The sequence below is a fragment of the Microbacterium sp. NPDC056052 genome, from assembly GCF_042266785.1.
GTDB lineage: Bacteria > Actinomycetota > Actinomycetes > Actinomycetales > Microbacteriaceae > Microbacterium.
Map to the genome: position 1 here is coordinate 221,650 of NZ_JBHJWV010000002.1, position 14,972 is coordinate 236,621.

Annotated in this window: 10 protein-coding genes and 1 riboswitch; of the genes, 8 read left to right on the top strand and 2 right to left on the bottom strand. The window is 69.9% G+C overall.

The window, feature by feature from the left end; genetic code table 11:
• Positions 1 to 162 precede the first annotated feature (162 nt).
• The 3 genes from ACFC1J_RS05130 (at position 163) to ACFC1J_RS05140 (ending at position 5,488) form a co-directional block, all read left to right on the top strand.
• Positions 163 to 1,278, top strand: a complete 1,116-nt coding sequence (locus ACFC1J_RS05130; RefSeq protein WP_375903128.1) for an enoyl-CoA hydratase/isomerase family protein — start codon at positions 163 to 165, stop codon at positions 1,276 to 1,278.
• A gap of 209 nt (positions 1,279 to 1,487) precedes the next feature.
• Complete coding sequence (locus tag ACFC1J_RS05135) at positions 1,488 to 3,215, top strand: ABC transporter ATP-binding protein (RefSeq protein WP_375903130.1); 1,728 nt, start codon at positions 1,488 to 1,490, stop codon at positions 3,213 to 3,215.
• A gap of 89 nt (positions 3,216 to 3,304) precedes the next feature.
• Entirely contained in the window at positions 3,305 to 5,488 is a 2,184-nt protein-coding gene (locus ACFC1J_RS05140) for an ABC transporter ATP-binding protein (protein ID WP_375903625.1), read from the top strand.
• Between the two features lie 207 nt (positions 5,489 to 5,695).
• On the opposite strand, the gene ACFC1J_RS05145 is transcribed toward ACFC1J_RS05140, so the two are convergent.
• Positions 5,696 to 7,420, bottom strand: coding sequence for a D-alanyl-D-alanine carboxypeptidase family protein (locus tag ACFC1J_RS05145; RefSeq protein WP_375903132.1), 1,725 nt, complete (start codon positions 7,418 to 7,420; stop codon positions 5,696 to 5,698).
• A 107-nt stretch (positions 7,421 to 7,527) separates the two neighbouring features.
• Positions 7,528 to 7,637: riboswitch (TPP riboswitch) on the top strand.
• On the opposite strand from ACFC1J_RS05145, the gene ACFC1J_RS05150 reads away from it, so the two are divergent.
• The 3 genes from ACFC1J_RS05150 (at position 7,633) to ACFC1J_RS05160 (ending at position 10,560) form a co-directional block, all read left to right on the top strand.
• Positions 7,633 to 8,274 carry an ECF transporter S component gene (locus ACFC1J_RS05150; protein ID WP_375903134.1) on the top strand — a complete coding sequence of 214 codons (642 nt, stop codon included), beginning with the start codon at positions 7,633 to 7,635 and terminating at the stop codon, positions 8,272 to 8,274. (Overlaps the previous riboswitch by 5 nt.)
• A gap of 1 nt (position 8,275) precedes the next feature.
• Positions 8,276 to 9,730 carry an ABC transporter ATP-binding protein gene (locus ACFC1J_RS05155; RefSeq protein ID WP_375903135.1) on the top strand — a complete coding sequence of 485 codons (1,455 nt, stop codon included), beginning with the start codon at positions 8,276 to 8,278 and terminating at the stop codon, positions 9,728 to 9,730.
• A 32-nt stretch (positions 9,731 to 9,762) separates the two neighbouring features.
• Positions 9,763 to 10,560: an energy-coupling factor transporter transmembrane component T family protein gene (locus ACFC1J_RS05160; protein WP_375903627.1), complete on the top strand. Its 798-nt coding sequence runs from the start codon at positions 9,763 to 9,765 to the stop codon at positions 10,558 to 10,560.
• A gap of 72 nt (positions 10,561 to 10,632) precedes the next feature.
• On the opposite strand, the gene ACFC1J_RS05165 is transcribed toward ACFC1J_RS05160, so the two are convergent.
• Positions 10,633 to 11,277 (bottom strand): TetR/AcrR family transcriptional regulator, encoded by a 645-nt coding sequence (locus tag ACFC1J_RS05165; RefSeq protein ID WP_375903137.1) that lies wholly within the window; start codon positions 11,275 to 11,277, stop codon positions 10,633 to 10,635.
• A gap of 193 nt (positions 11,278 to 11,470) precedes the next feature.
• On the opposite strand from ACFC1J_RS05165, the gene ACFC1J_RS05170 reads away from it, so the two are divergent.
• Together ACFC1J_RS05170 and ACFC1J_RS05175 are read left to right on the top strand one after the other, a co-directional pair.
• Positions 11,471 to 12,778 carry an MFS transporter gene (locus ACFC1J_RS05170; RefSeq protein WP_375903139.1) on the top strand — a complete coding sequence of 436 codons (1,308 nt, stop codon included), beginning with the start codon at positions 11,471 to 11,473 and terminating at the stop codon, positions 12,776 to 12,778.
• 17 nt (positions 12,779 to 12,795) lie between these two features.
• On the top strand, positions 12,796 to 14,577 hold the full coding sequence (locus ACFC1J_RS05175; protein WP_375903629.1) for a glycoside hydrolase family 3 protein: 1,782 nt from the start codon (positions 12,796 to 12,798) through the stop codon (positions 14,575 to 14,577).
• Positions 14,578 to 14,972 lie beyond the last annotated feature (395 nt).

A 14,972-nucleotide genomic window follows, 5' to 3' on the forward strand; every position in this document is an offset into this window, starting at 1 on the left:
ACCCCTCTATCTTGTCGGATGAGACATGAAAACGCTCGTTGATCCGGGGCATTCCGCGCAATGCGCGGGCCGTCACCCCCTCGGCGGGACCGTGGATGCGCGCTCCGTCCGTCCGGCCGCCGACGGCTCGGGCGGAGCACCCCGCGGGGTAACGTGGCATCCGTGAGCACCGTCGAAGACGCCCAGGGATCCGCCGCCGCAGACGCCGAGGTGCTCGTGCGCACCGAGGGAGCGCTGGGCTGGATCACCCTGAACCGCCCGCGGGCGCTCAACGCGCTGAACGTCGGGATGATCCGTGCGGTGCATGCGGCGCTCGACGCCTGGCGCGACGACAGCGACATCGAGATCGTCTACATCGACGGCGCGGGGGACCGCGGCCTGTGCGCGGGCGGCGACGTGCGCGAGCTGCACCGGCAGATCACCGCGGGACGGAGCGCCGACACGGTGGAGTTCTTCCGCGAGGAGTACGCCATGAACGCGGCGATCGCGGAGTATCCCAAGACGATCGTCGCGATCGCCGACGGCATCACGATGGGCGGCGGTATCGGCGTCGCGGGGCATGCCGCGATCCGCGTGGTCACGGAGCGCTCGCAGCTCGCGATGCCCGAGGTGAAGATCGGATTCACGCCCGACGTCGGCGGCACCTGGCTGCTCGGCCATGCGCCCGGTCGCCTGGGCGAGTTCCTCGCCCTCACGGCCGGGACGATGAACGGATCCGATGCGCTCTACGCCGGGTTCGCCGACTTCTCCGTCCCGTCCGAGCGCCTCGAGGCGCTGCGCGACGCCCTCGCCCACAGGGCGGATCCGACCGGTCCGAGCGAGATCGTCATGCTCTTCGACGAGACACCGGATCCTGCGCCGCTGTCCGCGCAGCAGGGGTGGATCGACGAGGCCTTCTCCGCCGGCACGGTGCCGGAGATCGTGGCCCGCCTGCGGGCGATGCCCGCCCCGGAGGCGCCAGACGGAGCCGGCCCCGGGCCCACGCCGGCGGACACCGCCGACCTGCTCGAGTCCCTCGCCCCGACGGCGCTCGTGGTCACGCTCGACGCCGTGCGCGAGGCCAGGGCGATGGACTCGGTGCGCGACGCCCTGGCGGGGGAGTACCGCCGGGTGCTCTGGTTCGTGCACAACCACCCCGATCTCGTCGAGGGGATCCGTGCGCAGCTCGTGGACAAGGACCGCGATCCGCACTGGGATCCGCAGACCCTCGCCGACCTCGCGCCGGACGCCTCCGCCGAGGCGCGCGACTACGTGCCGCCGGTTCCGCTCTGGGCGTAGCGAACGTTCCGCAGGGCGTCCCGGTTTCTTAACCGGATCCGTAAATCTCGGCACGAGCAGGGATTCGTTTCGCCCTCAGCGAAGATCTGAGTCGATCCTCCTCAAGGGGGATGTGAATGTCGGTGCTGCGTGGCAGGGTGATTCGTGGTCGTTTCTCGACTTCTTCCGCTTCCCCTCGGGAAGTCCGCTCCCACAAGGAAAGTCCGCCTGTGCTCGGAAAGATCCTCTTCCGCTATCTGAAGCGTTACAAGTGGCTGCTGCTCGGTGTGCTGGTGTTCCAGTTCGGCAGCGCCTTCGCCTCGCTGTACCTGCCGCGCCTCAACGCCGACATCATCGACAAGGGCGTCGCCAACGCCGACACCGCCTACATCTGGTCGCACGGCGGGCTCATGCTCGCCGTCTCGCTCGGCCAGATCATCGCCTCCGTCATCGCGACCTACTTCGCCGCGCGCGCGGCGATGAGTCTCGGCCGCGACATCCGCGCCGACGTGTTCGCCCGCGTGAGCGGCTTCTCCGAGCGCGAGGTCTCGCAGTTCGGCGCAGGATCGCTGATCACCCGCAACACGAACGACGTGCAGCAGGTGCAGATGCTGGCGATGATGGGCTCGACGATGTTCATCACCGCGCCGCTGCTCGCGATCGGCGGCATCATCATGGCGCTGCAGACCAATCTGGGGCTGAGCTGGCTGATCGCCGTCTCGGTGCCCGCGCTGCTCATCGTCGCCGGCATCATCATCGGCCGTATGGTCCCGCTGTTCCGCAGCTATCAGGGCAAGCTCGACAACGTCAACCGCATCATGCGCGAGCAGCTCACCGGTGTCCGCGTCGTGCGCGCGTTCGTGCGCGAGCGCATCGAGGAGGAGCGCTTCCGCGGCGCCAACACCGACATCATGGTCGTCGGCCGCAACGTCGGTTCGCTCTTCGTCCTGCTCTTCCCGCTGTTCATGCTGATCCTGAACGTCACCATCGTCGGTGTGATCTGGTTCGGCGGCATCGAGGTGAACAACGGCACGGTCGAGGTCGGCACGCTGTTCGCGTTCATGCAGTACATCGGTCAGATCATGATGGGCATCATCATGTCCAGCTTCATGGCCATGATGATCCCGCGCGCCGCGGTCTCCGCGGAGCGCGTCGGCGAGGTGCTGGACGCCGAGCAGAGCATGACCCGGCCGGAGAACGGCGTCAAGACCTTCCCGGTTCCGGGATCCGTGGCCTTCGACGACGTCTCCTTCACCTACCCGGGGGCCGAGTCGCCGGTGCTGCACGGGATCAGCTTCGCGGCGGAGCCCGGCGAGACCGTCGCGATCGTCGGATCCACCGGCGCGGGCAAGACCACGCTGATCTCGCTCATCCCGCGGCTGTTCGACGTCACGGGAGGCGCCGCCTTCGTCGGCGGCACGGATGTGCGCCAGGCCGATGTCGATGCGCTATGGAAGAGCATCGGTCTTGTGCCGCAGCGCCCGTTCCTGTTCAGCGGAACGATCGCCTCCAACCTGCGCTACGGGCGCGAGGACGCGACCGACGAGGAGCTGTGGGCTGCGCTCGACATCGCTCAGGCGCGGGACTTCGTCTCGGAGATGCCCGACGGCCTGGACTCGAACATCGCCCAGGGCGGTACGAACGTGTCCGGTGGCCAGCGCCAGCGGCTCGCGATCGCCCGCGCGATCATCCACCAGCCGGAGATCCTGGTCTTCGACGACTCCTTCTCGGCGCTCGACCTCACCACCGACGCCCGGCTGCGTCAGGCGCTGTGGCGGGAGCTGCCGCAGGTGACCAAGATCGTCGTCGCGCAGCGCGTCTCGACCATCACCGACGCGGACCGCATCGTCGTCCTCGAGGGCGGCACGATGGTGGCCGTCGGCACGCACGAGCAGCTGCTCGAGACCAGCGACACCTATAGAGAGATCGTCGAGTCGCAGCTGGGGGTGGACGCATGAGCGACAACGTGGACAAGAAAGCCGCGCGCGCAGAGCGCATGGAGGCCCGCCGGGCGAAGTACGCCGGCGCATCCGCCGCGACCGCGGAGATGACCGACGCCGAGAAGGAGGAGGCCGAGCAGGCCGAGAAGGCGCGCCAGCAGGGCGGCGGGATGTTCGACGGCCCCGCGCCCGGCAAGGCGAACCAGTTCGGTCCGAGCTTCAAGCGGATGATCGGGCTGCTCAAGCCCAGCGCCGTGTGGTTCGTGCTGGTCTCGATCTTCGGGGCGCTCGGTGTCGTCCTCGCGGTGGCCGCGCCGAAGGTGCTCGGCAACGCGACGAACATCATCTACGAGGGATTCACCTCGCTCGCGCTGGGCAAGGGACAGAACGGCTTCCCCGGGTTCCCGAAGGGAACGGATCAGGCGCAGGTCGTCGAGGCACTGCGCGCCGCGAAGCAGAACCAGTTCGCCGACATGGTCGCGGCGTTCGGCCCGTTCAAGGTCGGCGACGGGATCCAGTTCGAGCAGCTGCGCTGGGTGATCACCGCGGTGCTCGCGATCTACGTCGGATCCGCTCTGCTGAGCTGGATCCAGGGCTACGTCATCAACGTCATCATGGTGCGCACGATGTGGCGCCTTCGTGAGGACGTCGAGGCGAAGATCAACCGCCTGCCGCTGTCGTACTTCGACAAGGTGCAGCGCGGAGAGCTGATCTCCCGCGTCACGAACGACATCGACAACATCACGCAGACCATGCAGCAATCGCTGTCGGGCGCGCTCACCTCGGTGCTCACCGTGGTCGGCGTGCTGATCATGATGTTCTCGATCTCGTGGCAGCTGGCCCTCGTCGCGCTCGTGGCGCTGCCGCTCATGGCCGTGATCTTCGGCGTCATCGGGCCGCGTTCGCAGAAGGCGTTCGGGATCCAGTGGAAGAAGGTCGGCCGCCTGAACGCCCGTGTCGAGGAGGCCTTCTCCGGCCACGCGCTGGTCAAGGTCTTCGGTCGTGAGAAGGACGCGCTGGACAAGTTCCAGGTCGAGAACGAGGAGCTGTATCAGGCCGCGTTCAAGGCCCAGTTCCTGTCCGGGCTGATGATGCCGGCCATGACCTTCATCGGCAGCCTGACCTACGTCGGCCTCGCGGTGCTGGGCGGCCTGATGGTCGCGAGCGGTCAGCTCCGCCTCGGCGACGTGCAGGCGTTCATCCAGTACTCGCAGCAGTTCACCCAGCCGCTCAGCGAGCTGGGCGGCATGGCGGCGGTCGTGCAGTCCGGTACCGCCTCGGCGGAGCGCGTGTTCGAGCTGCTGGACGCGGAGGAGCAGGATCCCGATGCCGAGGACGCACCCACCGTCACCGACGGCAAGGGCGTCATCGAGTTCGAGCACGTCGCGTTCTCCTACACGGAGGACCGTCCGCTCATCACGGATCTGTCGTTCCGCGTGGAGCCGGGCCAGACGGTCGCGATCGTCGGCCCGACCGGTGCGGGCAAGACCACGCTGGTGAACCTCATCATGCGGTTCTACGAACTGAGCGGCGGGCGGATCCTTCTCGACGGGCAGGACATCGCCGAGATGGAGCGTTCCGACCTGCGCGCGCGCACGGGCATGGTGCTCCAGGATCCGTGGCTGTTCGCGGGCACGATCCGGGAGAACATCCGCTACGGCCGTTCGACCGCGACGGATGACGAGGTCATCGACGCCGCGAAGGCGACCTACGTCGACCGCTTCGTGCACGCGCTCCCCGAGGGCTACGAGACGAAGCTCGACGAGGACGCCTCGAACGTGTCGGCGGGTGAGCGCCAGCTGATCACGATCGCGCGCGCGTTCGTCGCCCAGCCGTCGATCCTCATCCTGGACGAGGCCACCTCGGCCGTCGACACCCGCACCGAGTTGCTGCTGCAGCACGCGATGGCGGCACTGCGGAACGGACGCACGTCGTTCGTGATCGCGCACCGCCTGTCCACGATCCGCGACGCCGACCTCATCCTCGTGATGGAGCACGGCGACATCGTGGAGAAGGGCACCCACGAGGAGCTCATCGCGGCGCAGGGCGCCTACTGGCGGCTGTACCAGTCGCAGTTCGAGCAGGCCGCGAGCGACACCGACGCCGACGAGGCGCTCGTCACCGGGACCATCACGGTTCCGGCGGACGGATCCGTCGCCTCCGAGGTCGAGGCCGGCGCCGCCGCCGTGATCGGTGCCGGGACCGCCCCGGTCGCCGTCGCGGAGCGCGTCGTCGAGTCGGCCGAGTCGCCGGAGCGCTCATCCTGGGAGATCGAGGACGACAGGGTCTGACCTCGGTTGACCTCGTCCGCACCGACGTGAACGCCGTCGTCCTGTTCGCAGGGCGGCGGCGCTTTCCTGTGGCGCGCCCCGGGGCCGGACGCCGTCGTTCAGGTCGCGATTTCGGCTCGTGCGGATCCGTTTTTGGAGCCGATAGTGCGACCTGAGCGCAGGTGGGTGGCCCGGATCCGGCGCCGGGCGCGGGCCGGCGCCGGGGCGCTACTTCGTCAGGCCGAACAGCTCGAGGGGGTGCGTGAGGCGCCACCAGAAGCTCGGTCCGTGCAGGGCGGTGCGCAGCTCCAGCGGCACCGAGGCGGAGTCCAGTGGACCCTTGAGGCTGAGCGTGCCCGCCTTCTCGCCGGCCTTCCAGTCGTCTCCGAGTGAGAACTTCGTGGTCGCCGACGCCGAGGCGCCGTTCCAGAGCACGACCCGGGCGCTCTCGGCGGCCACCACCTGGGTGGTCTCACCCCATGCGGTGTCGATCGTGCCGAGCGTCGCACCCTTGTCCACCGTCTGCGGCTGGTCCTTCAGCGCGGCCTCGAGGCCTGCGTAGAGAGCGCGCGAGGCGTCGACCCGGCCCGCGTCGCTGTCCTGCCCGAGGGCCGCGACGTAGATCCGCACGACGGCGTCGCCGTCCCTGACGTCCTTGGCCGAGAGCAGGTTGTAGCGGGTGTCCGCACCGTCGCCGATCGTGCCGGTCTTGATGCCCACGATGCCGGCGTCGTCGATGAGCCCGTTGGTGTTCTTCACGATGCCGGCGCCCGGCAGCTCGACGCTCTTCTGCTTCACGATCTCGGCGATCACCGGGTTCTTCTCGGCGATCTCCCCGAGCTGGATGAGCGCGCGCGGGGTCGAGACGTTGCCGAAGTCGAAGCCGGAAGGGGTCACGACCGTGATGTCGGTGAGGTCGTGCTGGCTCAGCCACTGGTTCGCGGCGGCCGCGTAGTTCTCCTCCGAGCCCCACACCTCGCGGGCGAGGCGGTCGGCGTAGTTGTTCGCCGAACCGAGCAGGATCCCCTCGTACAGCTGATACTGCGTGAGGGATCCGCCGACCGGGACGTCGAGCGCGGACTGATCCTGGCGGAGGTAGTCCCAGTAGTCGTCGCTGTCGGCCTGCGTGAACGCGAAGGACGGACCCTGCTCGCCGGCCTTGAGGGGCATCTTGTCGAGCGAGGCGAGCACCGTCACGAGCTTCGTGATGCTCGCCATCGGAGCGCGCTGTTCCGCCGAGGCGATCGTGCCGATGCCGGCGACGCCCACGGCGGCGCTGCCCGTCGCGGGCCAGGCCGCGGCGGCGGCAGGGGCGGCGGCGGGCTGGAATGCGACCGGCGCCGCGACGGGCTTCACGGAGTTGAGCGGCCAGAGTGCGGTCGTGGCGCCGTAGGCGATGATGACGGCCAGCACCCCGCCCAGCGGCAGCAGCACCCCCGGTCGGGCGATGCTGCGGTGCGGGGCGTCGTCCAGCAGCGCGCGGGACGGCGTCGCGGCGGCCGAGGCATTGCCTGCACCGACCCGAGCCACATCGACCCAGGCGAGCGCGGCGGTCGGCGGACGGTCGGGGCCGCGGACGAGCGATGCCGAGGGCAGCGGCTGCTTCGTAGGCGCGGTGGCGACAGGCGCGGCAGCAGGGGCTGTGGCCGGGTCGGAGGCGGTCGATGCGGCAGCGGCAGTGGCAGCGACCCCGGGGGCGGCTTCCGCGCTGTCTCCGAACAGCGGTGCGGAGGCGGGGGAGTCCGGCGCGGGGAACAGCGGTTCTGCCGCGGGGGTCTCACGCGGAGGGAACAGCGACGCGGGTTCGGCCTGCTCCGGCGGGGCAGGGAACAGCTCTGCCGGTTCCGGTGCGACCTCGTCGATGGCCGCGCGGGAGGCGTCGGCAGCGGGTGCGTCGGCGTCGGCGATCGTCGGATCGACCTGGGCGGCCCCCGGACCGTCGTCATTGTTCACCCCCCTACCGTATCTGGCGGCCCCGTCAACGGCCGGTATCGCGGGCGTACTCGGCTCACGCCGTGTGACGAGGCGGTCGCCGGTGCGCCCTGGCGGGGCTAAGATGGGCGGATCACCACGGGAGTCCGGCGAGCCGGGCTGAGAGGGAGCGAATCGCGCTTCGACCGTCGAACCTGATCCGGATCATGCCGGCGCAGGGAGGAGCATTTCTCATGCACGCATCTGCAACCGCACAGAACGCGAACAGCAGCGGGGCGGCCGCACGCCGCCTGAACTGGCGCGTCGTCGACATCGTCGTGGCCGCCGTGCTCGGCGTCGCGATCGGCCTGGTCTTCTGGGTCTGGAACACGATCGGCTACGCGTGGTTCACGGCGGCCGACGGTCTCACCCCCGGCCTCGGCGGCATCGCCGTCGGGATCTGGCTGCTCGGCGGCGTGGTCGGCGGGCTCGTGATCCGCAAGCCCGGAGCAGCGCTCGTCGTCGAGGTCGTCGCGGCGATCGTGTCGATGCTGATCGGCAACATCTGGGGCGTCTCCACAGTGCTCGAGGGCATCGCACAGGGCCTCGGGGCCGAGCTGATCTTCGCGATCTTCCTGTACCGCCGGTTCTCGCTCCCCGTCGCCGCCCTCGCCGGTGTCGCCGCCGCCGCGGGCGCCTGGCTGTTCGAGCTGTTCTACGGCAGCTCGCCGAACATCCTCAAGTCCGCCGAGTTCAACGCGATCTACCTCGGCACCCTGGTCGTCTCGGGCGCGCTGCTGGCCGGTGTCCTCGGCTGGCTGCTCGTGCGCGCTCTCGCCGCGACCGGTGCCCTGAGCCGCTTCGCCGCCGGACGCGAGCTCCGCCGCGAGGTCTGACATGACCGCGGGTGCCGCCCGCGTCGTCGCGGACGGGTGGGGCTGGCGTTACGCCGGCCGCCGCCTGCCCGCGGTCAGCGACGTGACGTTCACGATCGAGCCGGGGGAGCGGGTTCTCCTGCTCGGCGCGTCCGGTGCCGGCAAGTCGACCCTCCTGACCGGCATGGCGGGGCTGCTCGGCGACGCCGACGAGGGGGAGAGGCGCGGATCCCTGCAGGTCGACGGATCCGATCCGGAGACGCAGCGGGGCAGGATCGGTCTGGTCCTGCAGGATCCGGACGCCGGCGTCGTGCTGAGCAGGGTCGGCGACGACGTCGCCTTCGGCTGCGAGAACCTCGGCGTGCCTGCGGAGGACATCCCCGTACGCGTCGCCGAGGCGCTGGACGCGGTCGGTCTCGATGTGCCGCTGGACCGCCCCACCGCGGCGCTCTCGGGCGGCCAGAAGCAGCGGCTCGCGCTCGCCGGGGCCCTCGCCATGCGGCCGGGGCTTCTGCTGCTGGACGAGCCGACGGCCAACCTCGACCCCGACGGCGTGCAGGAGATCCGAGCGAGCGTCGAGCGCGTCGTGGCCGCGACCGGAGCCACGCTCGTGGTGATCGAGCACCGCACCGCGGTGTGGGCGGATCTGATGACCCGCGTGATCGTCATCGGCGCGGACGGCGGCCTCCTCGCGGACGGCACCCCGGACGAGGTGTTCCGGGTGCACGGCGACGCCCTCGCGGAGGCCGGCGTGTGGGTGCCGGGGCATCCGGTGGGCCTGCCGGTGCTGCCGGCGCGTCCGGCAGCGGACCCGGCCGAGGCGATCCTCGCGACCCGTGACCTCGCGGTCACCCGGGACCGCCGTCATGCCGTGCAGCGCGGACTCGACCTCGCAGTGCCGGGCGGCACGGCGACCGTGATCGTGGGTCCCAACGGCGCCGGCAAGTCCACGCTGGCGCTCACCCTCGCCGGACTCCTCGATGCCCTCGACGGCGCCGTCCAGGCGGCGGAGGGCCTCCGGGGGAGACGCGGGCTGGATCCCATCCGCTGGACGTCGCGCGAGCTGCTCACCCGCATCGGCATGGTGTTCCAGGATCCCGAGCACCAGTTCCTCACGCAGACCGTGCGCGACGAGCTCGCGGTCGGGCCGCGCGCGCTCGGCTGGGACGACGCTCGGATCGATGCCGTCGTCGACGCCCTGCTGGAGCGGCTCGGGCTGACCGCGCTCGCCGCCGCGAACCCCTTCACGCTGTCGGGCGGGCAGAAGCGCCGCCTCTCGGTCGCGACCGTGCTCGCCGCCGCGCCCGCGGTGATCGTGCTCGACGAGCCGACGTTCGGGCAGGACCGTCGCGGCTGGATCGGCATCGTGAGCCTGCTGCAGGAGGAGATCGCCCGCGGCACGACCGTCGTCGCCGTCACGCACGACGCCGACGTGATCCACCACCTCGGCGGCCACCGGATCGAGCTGGCCGCATGAGCACGGGTTTCGACGCGCGCAAGACGCTCGAGATGTCGGCCGAAAGCGGCCATTCGGGCGCTTCGAAAGCGGGCGCGGCCTGGATCGACGGGGTCAACCCGGTCACCCGGATCGTGCTGGCGCTGCTGCTTTCGGTGCCGCTGTTCGCGTCGATCGACGTCACGAGCGGACTCGTCGCGATCGGGCTGCAGCTGCTGTGCATCCCGCTCACCGGCCTGCGGCTCGGCACTGTGCTGCGCCGGCTCGCGCTGCTGCTCGTGCTCGCGCCGGTGGCCGGCGTGAGCATGCTGCTCTACGCCGCTCCGGGCGGGCAGGTGTTCTTCAGCTTCGGGTTCGCGCACATCAGCGAGGCATCGATCCAGCTCGCGATCGCCGTGTCGATCCGCGTCGTGGCGCTGGGGCTGCCCACGATCCTGCTTTTCGCCCGCACGGATCCGACCGACCTCGCCGACGCCCTCGCGCAGGTCGCGCATCTGCCCAGCCGCTTCGTGCTGGGCGTGCTCGCGGGTACCCGGATGCTCGGGCTGTTCCTGGACGACTGGCGCACCATGTCGCTCGCCCGCCGGGCGCGCGGGGTGGGGGACCGTGGCGCGCTGCGGCGCTTCTTCACGATGTCGTTCGTGCTGCTCGTGTTCGCGGTGCGCCGCGGCACCAAGCTCGCCCTCGCGATGGAGGCGCGCGGCTTCGGATCCGACATCCCGCGCACCTGGTCGCGCCCGTCCCGGCTGTCCGGGCGGGATGCGGTCGCTCTTGCCGGTGGCGCGGCGATCATGGCGCTGTCGATCGTTGCCGCGGTGCTGCTCGGAACGTTCCGGTTCGTCTGGAGCTGAGCGTCGTCCGACGGCCGGCGTGGATCATGAGACATCACTTCGAGCGTGAGAAACCACGCGAGGAGTGGGGTCTCATGCTGAAACGGGTGCCTCGCGAGCCGAGGTCGGCGCCGCATCGAGGGGCGCCACGAGCAGTTCCTCGATGCGGCGCCGCACGGTCTCGGCCATGTCGACCGAGGACGGATCCAGCAGCCACTGCAGCTGCAGCCCGTCCATGAGCGCGGTGAGCTCGGCGGCCGCACGGTCCTCGTCGACGTGCGGGGCGAGGTGGCCTGCGGCGCGCGCGTCGCGCAGGGCCTTCGCCGTGCCGGAGCGGATCCGCTGGTAGCGACGGACGAAGTAGTCGTGCGCGGGATGCGAGGGGTCGGCCGCTTCGGCGGACAGCACGGCGTACAGGGCGATGATGCCGCCCACCTCGGTGTTGTGGCGGGCGAGATCGACCATGCCGCGCAGGATCCCGATGCCGTCCTGACCCTGCGAGCCGTTGCGCCGGAACCGCTCGCGATCCTCGTGATCCCTGGTCTCCAGCACCGCCTCCATGAGCGATTCCTTCGTGGGGAAGTGGTGGGCGAGACCCGCCCGGGAGATCTCACAGACCTGTGCGATCTCGAGCATGGTGGCGCTGTTGAAGCCGACGCGTCCGAAGAGTGCGGTCGCAGCCGCGATGATCCGCTCCCGCCGGGCGCGGCCCGTCGTGTATCCGCGTTCGGTCGTCATCGGTGTCCCATCGTATGCGTCCTGCAGGCATCGGCGGGGTCGTGTCGATGCCGGATCCGGGGAAGGAGATGCCTGCGGAATAAAAACCTACACTTGTGCCGGTTTTCATGCTAGCTTTCCATCAACCGGATTCGAGGACGCCGCGTGCACCCTCCTCCGGCGACCCGATCCCACTGCCACGCAAGGACTGACAATGTCGTCGACTTCTTCTGACGCGCCTGAGCTGCGCCCGCCCATCACCGAGACCACGTTCGTGGCCACCGCCTCCGGCGAGGACGACCCGCCCGCGCCGATCAAGGGGGTGAGGCGGCTGCTCGGCTGGATCATCCCTGCGAATTTCGCGATCTTCGTGATCTGGGGTGCCGTGCCCGGGATCCTCCTGCAGGCGCAGATCATCGCGATGTTCCCCGATGAGAAGACCCAGGTCGCGAACATCGCGATCGTGTCGACGATCGGCGCCCTCGGCGCGATGATCGCCCAGCCGGCCGCCGGACAGCTCTCCGACCGCACCCGTTCGAGGTTCGGCCGTCGCGCACCCTGGATCATCGCAGGTGCGATCGTCGGGGGCATCGCACTCATCGCTCTCGGGTTCATGAACAACCTCGTGGGCATCATCGTCGCGTGGACGCTGATCCAGGTCGCCTACAACTTCGCGCAGGGCCCGCTCTCGGCGATCCTGCCGGACCGCGTTCCGGTCGCCCGCCGCGGCACGTTCGCGGCGCTGTCCGGCATCGGCCTCATGTTCGGCGCGCTCGGCGGTCAGATCATCGGATCCCAGCTCGCGCATTCGATCACGCTCGGCTACATCATCTTCGCCGTCTTCGCGGTGGTCGTGCTGCTCGGGTTCGTCGTCGCGAACCCCGACCACCCCAGCCTCAACTTCCAGAACGAGCCGTTCAGCTTCGGGGAGTTCCTGCGCACGTTCTGGGTCAGCCCGATCAAGCACCCCGACTTCTTCTGGGCGTTCACCGGCCGGCTGCTGCTCTACACCGGGTACTTCGCCGTCACCGGGTTCCAGCTGCTGATCCTGAAGAACTACCTCGGCGTCAAAGACCCGTTCGCGGTCATCCCGATCCTCGGCATGCTCAGTCTCGTGGGCATCCTCGTGGCGACGGCGGTGTCCGGTCCGCTCTCCGACAAGGTCGGCCGGCGCAAGCCGTTCGTCTTCGGATCCTCTCTGCTCATGGCGGTCGCGCTGGTGTTCCCGCTGGTCTCCCCGTCGTACACGTCGTGGATGATCATGACCGTGATCAGCGGCTTCGGATTCGGCATGTTCCAGGCCGTCGACACCGCTCTCATGAGCCAGGTCCTGCCGTCCGCCAAGAACTTCGCCAAGGACCTGGGCGTCGTGAACATCGCGGCCACTCTGCCGCAGACGTTCGCCCCCGGCGTCGCCGGTGCGATCGTGCTGGCCTTCGGATACGGAGCGCTCTTCCCGATCGCGATCGTGCTGAGCGTGCTCGGCGCGGTCAGCGTCTGGTTCATCAAGTCTGTCAAGTAGCTGAGGAGAACATGGATATGACGGACACCGTGCACGAGGCCGTGCTGCCGTACCGCGACGCCTCCCTGCCGATCGACGAGCGCGTCGAGGACCTGCTCGGCCGGATGGAGCTCGCCGACAAGGTCGGGATGCTGTTCCACACCATGGCGGCCTTCGCCGAGCTCGACGAGGGCAACCCGACCTTCGGTCTTCCCTCGATCTCCTCGATGGTGCGCAAGCGCCGGATGAGCCACTTCAACCTGCTCGGCGCCGCACCGGGCGGCCGCGAGTTCGCCGCCTGGCACAACGCCCTGCAGCGGATGGCGCTGGACACCCCGCTCGGCATCCCGATCACGCTCTCGACCGACCCGAGGCACTCGTTCAGCGACAACCCGCTCACCTCGCTCATGGCCGGGCCGTTCTCGCAGTGGCCGGAGACGCTCGGCTTCGCGGCCCTCGGATCCCCGGAGCGCCTCGAGCGCTTCGCCGACATCGCGCGGCAGGAGTACCTCGCCGTGGGCCTGCGGGTCGCGCTGCACCCGCAGATCGACCTCGCCACGGAGCCGCGCTGGTCGCGGATCGCGGGCACGTTCGGCGAGGACGCCGACCTCACCTCGCGCCTCGTGGTCGGCTACATCCGCGGCTTCCAGGGGGAGGAGCTCGGGCCGGACTCGGTCGCGACGATGGTCAAGCACTTCCCGGGCGGCGGCCCGCAGCTCGACGGCGAGGACCCGCACTTCGCCTGGGGCAAGGAGCAGGTCTACCCGGGTGATGCGCGCGACTACCACCTGCGTCCGTTCATCGCGGCGATCGGCGCCGGCGCCACCCAGATGATGCCGTACTACGGGCAGCCCGTCGGCACCGATTGGGAAGAGGTCGGGTTCGGCTTCAACAGGGGCGTGCTCACGGATCTGCTGCGCGACGAGCTGGGCTTCGAGGGCATCGTCTGCACCGACTGGGGCCTGCTCACCGACGTCGTCGTGTTCGGCGCGGACATGCCCGCCCGCGCCTGGGGCGTCGAGCACCTCACCCGGCCGCAGCGCATGGTCAAGGCCCTCGACGCGGGCATCGACCAGTTCGGCGGCGAGCTGTGCACCGAGGAGCTCCTCGGACTCGTCGAGCGCGGCGAGGTCTCGGAGGCTCGCCTCGACGTCTCGGTGCGGCGGCTGCTGCGCGAGAAGTTCCGGCTCGGGCTGTTCGAGAACCCGTTCGTCGACGAGGAGGCTGCGGACGCCATCGTGGGCCGGCCCGACTTCGTCGCCGAAGGCTTGGACGCGCAGAGCGACTCGCTCACCCTGCTCACGAACACCGCCGTCGACGGAGGAACCCCGATCCTGCCGCTCTCGAAGGGTGTGAAGGTGTACGCCGAGGGCGTGGCCGCCGACGCGCTCGCCGCGTACGCGACCGTCGTCGCGAGTCCCGAGGAGGCCGAGGTCGCGATCCTGCGCACCAAGGCCCCGTTCGAGGACCGGGATCGCGGCGGTTTCAGCGACCTGTTCCACTCCGGATCCCTGGAGTTCCCGGCCGAGGAGCACGCCCGTCTGACCGCGATCGCCGCGGCGGTGCCGACGGTGATCGACATCTACCTCGACCGTCCTGCTGTGCTCGGCGGCCTCGAAGAGGCAGCACACGCGGTGCTCGCGGACTACGGCGCCTCGGACGAGGCCGTGCTGCGGGTGCTGTTCGGCGAGCGCGGACCGCAGGGCGCGCTGCCCTTCGACCTGCCGCGCTCCGACGCGGCCGTCGCGGCGAGCCGCACCGACGTGGCGTTCGACACCGAGAACCCCACGTTCCGATTCGGTCACGGCCTGCGGTACTGACCGGCTCCTCCGCCCCGGGCGCTTGGCCTCCTCCCTGGTGGTCGTTGGGCGAGCAGGGCCGCCCTTCGTCTCGCCTTCGGCTCGCTCAGGGACCGATCCACGGCCCGGTCCCTGAGCGAGGAGCGCTGTGACCGACCCACGGCCCGGTCCCTGAGCGAGGAGCGCTGTGACCGACCCAGGGCCCGGTCCCTGAGCGAGAAGCGCAGCGACCGATCCACGCACCGGTCCCTGAGCGAGGAGTGCAGCGACCGATCCACGGCCCGGTCCCTGAGCGAGGAGCGCAGCGACGAGACGAAGGGCGCTTCGCTTCGCTCAACGACCCCGGAGGGCGGGATCCGGTCTCGTCCCTTCGATCGATCTTTCGATCAACCTTGTGCACGATGGCACGCGACGCG

Bases quoted from the DNA above. Each gene is read 5' to 3' on its own strand.
- ACFC1J_RS05140 (WP_375903625.1), top strand. From the start codon at position 3,305: ATGACCGACGCCGAGAAGGAGGAGGCCGAGCAGGCCGAGAAGGCGCGC.
- ACFC1J_RS05150 (WP_375903134.1), top strand. From the start codon at position 7,633: ATGCACGCATCTGCAACCGCACAGAACGCGAACAGCAGCGGGGCGGCC.
- ACFC1J_RS05155 (WP_375903135.1), top strand. From the start codon at position 8,276: ATGACCGCGGGTGCCGCCCGCGTCGTCGCGGACGGGTGGGGCTGGCGT.
- ACFC1J_RS05160 (WP_375903627.1), top strand. From the start codon at position 9,763: ATGTCGGCCGAAAGCGGCCATTCGGGCGCTTCGAAAGCGGGCGCGGCC.
- ACFC1J_RS05165 (WP_375903137.1), bottom strand. From the start codon at position 11,277: ATGACGACCGAACGCGGATACACGACGGGCCGCGCCCGGCGGGAGCGG.
- ACFC1J_RS05170 (WP_375903139.1), top strand. From the start codon at position 11,471: ATGTCGTCGACTTCTTCTGACGCGCCTGAGCTGCGCCCGCCCATCACC.
- ACFC1J_RS05175 (WP_375903629.1), top strand. From the start codon at position 12,796: ATGACGGACACCGTGCACGAGGCCGTGCTGCCGTACCGCGACGCCTCC.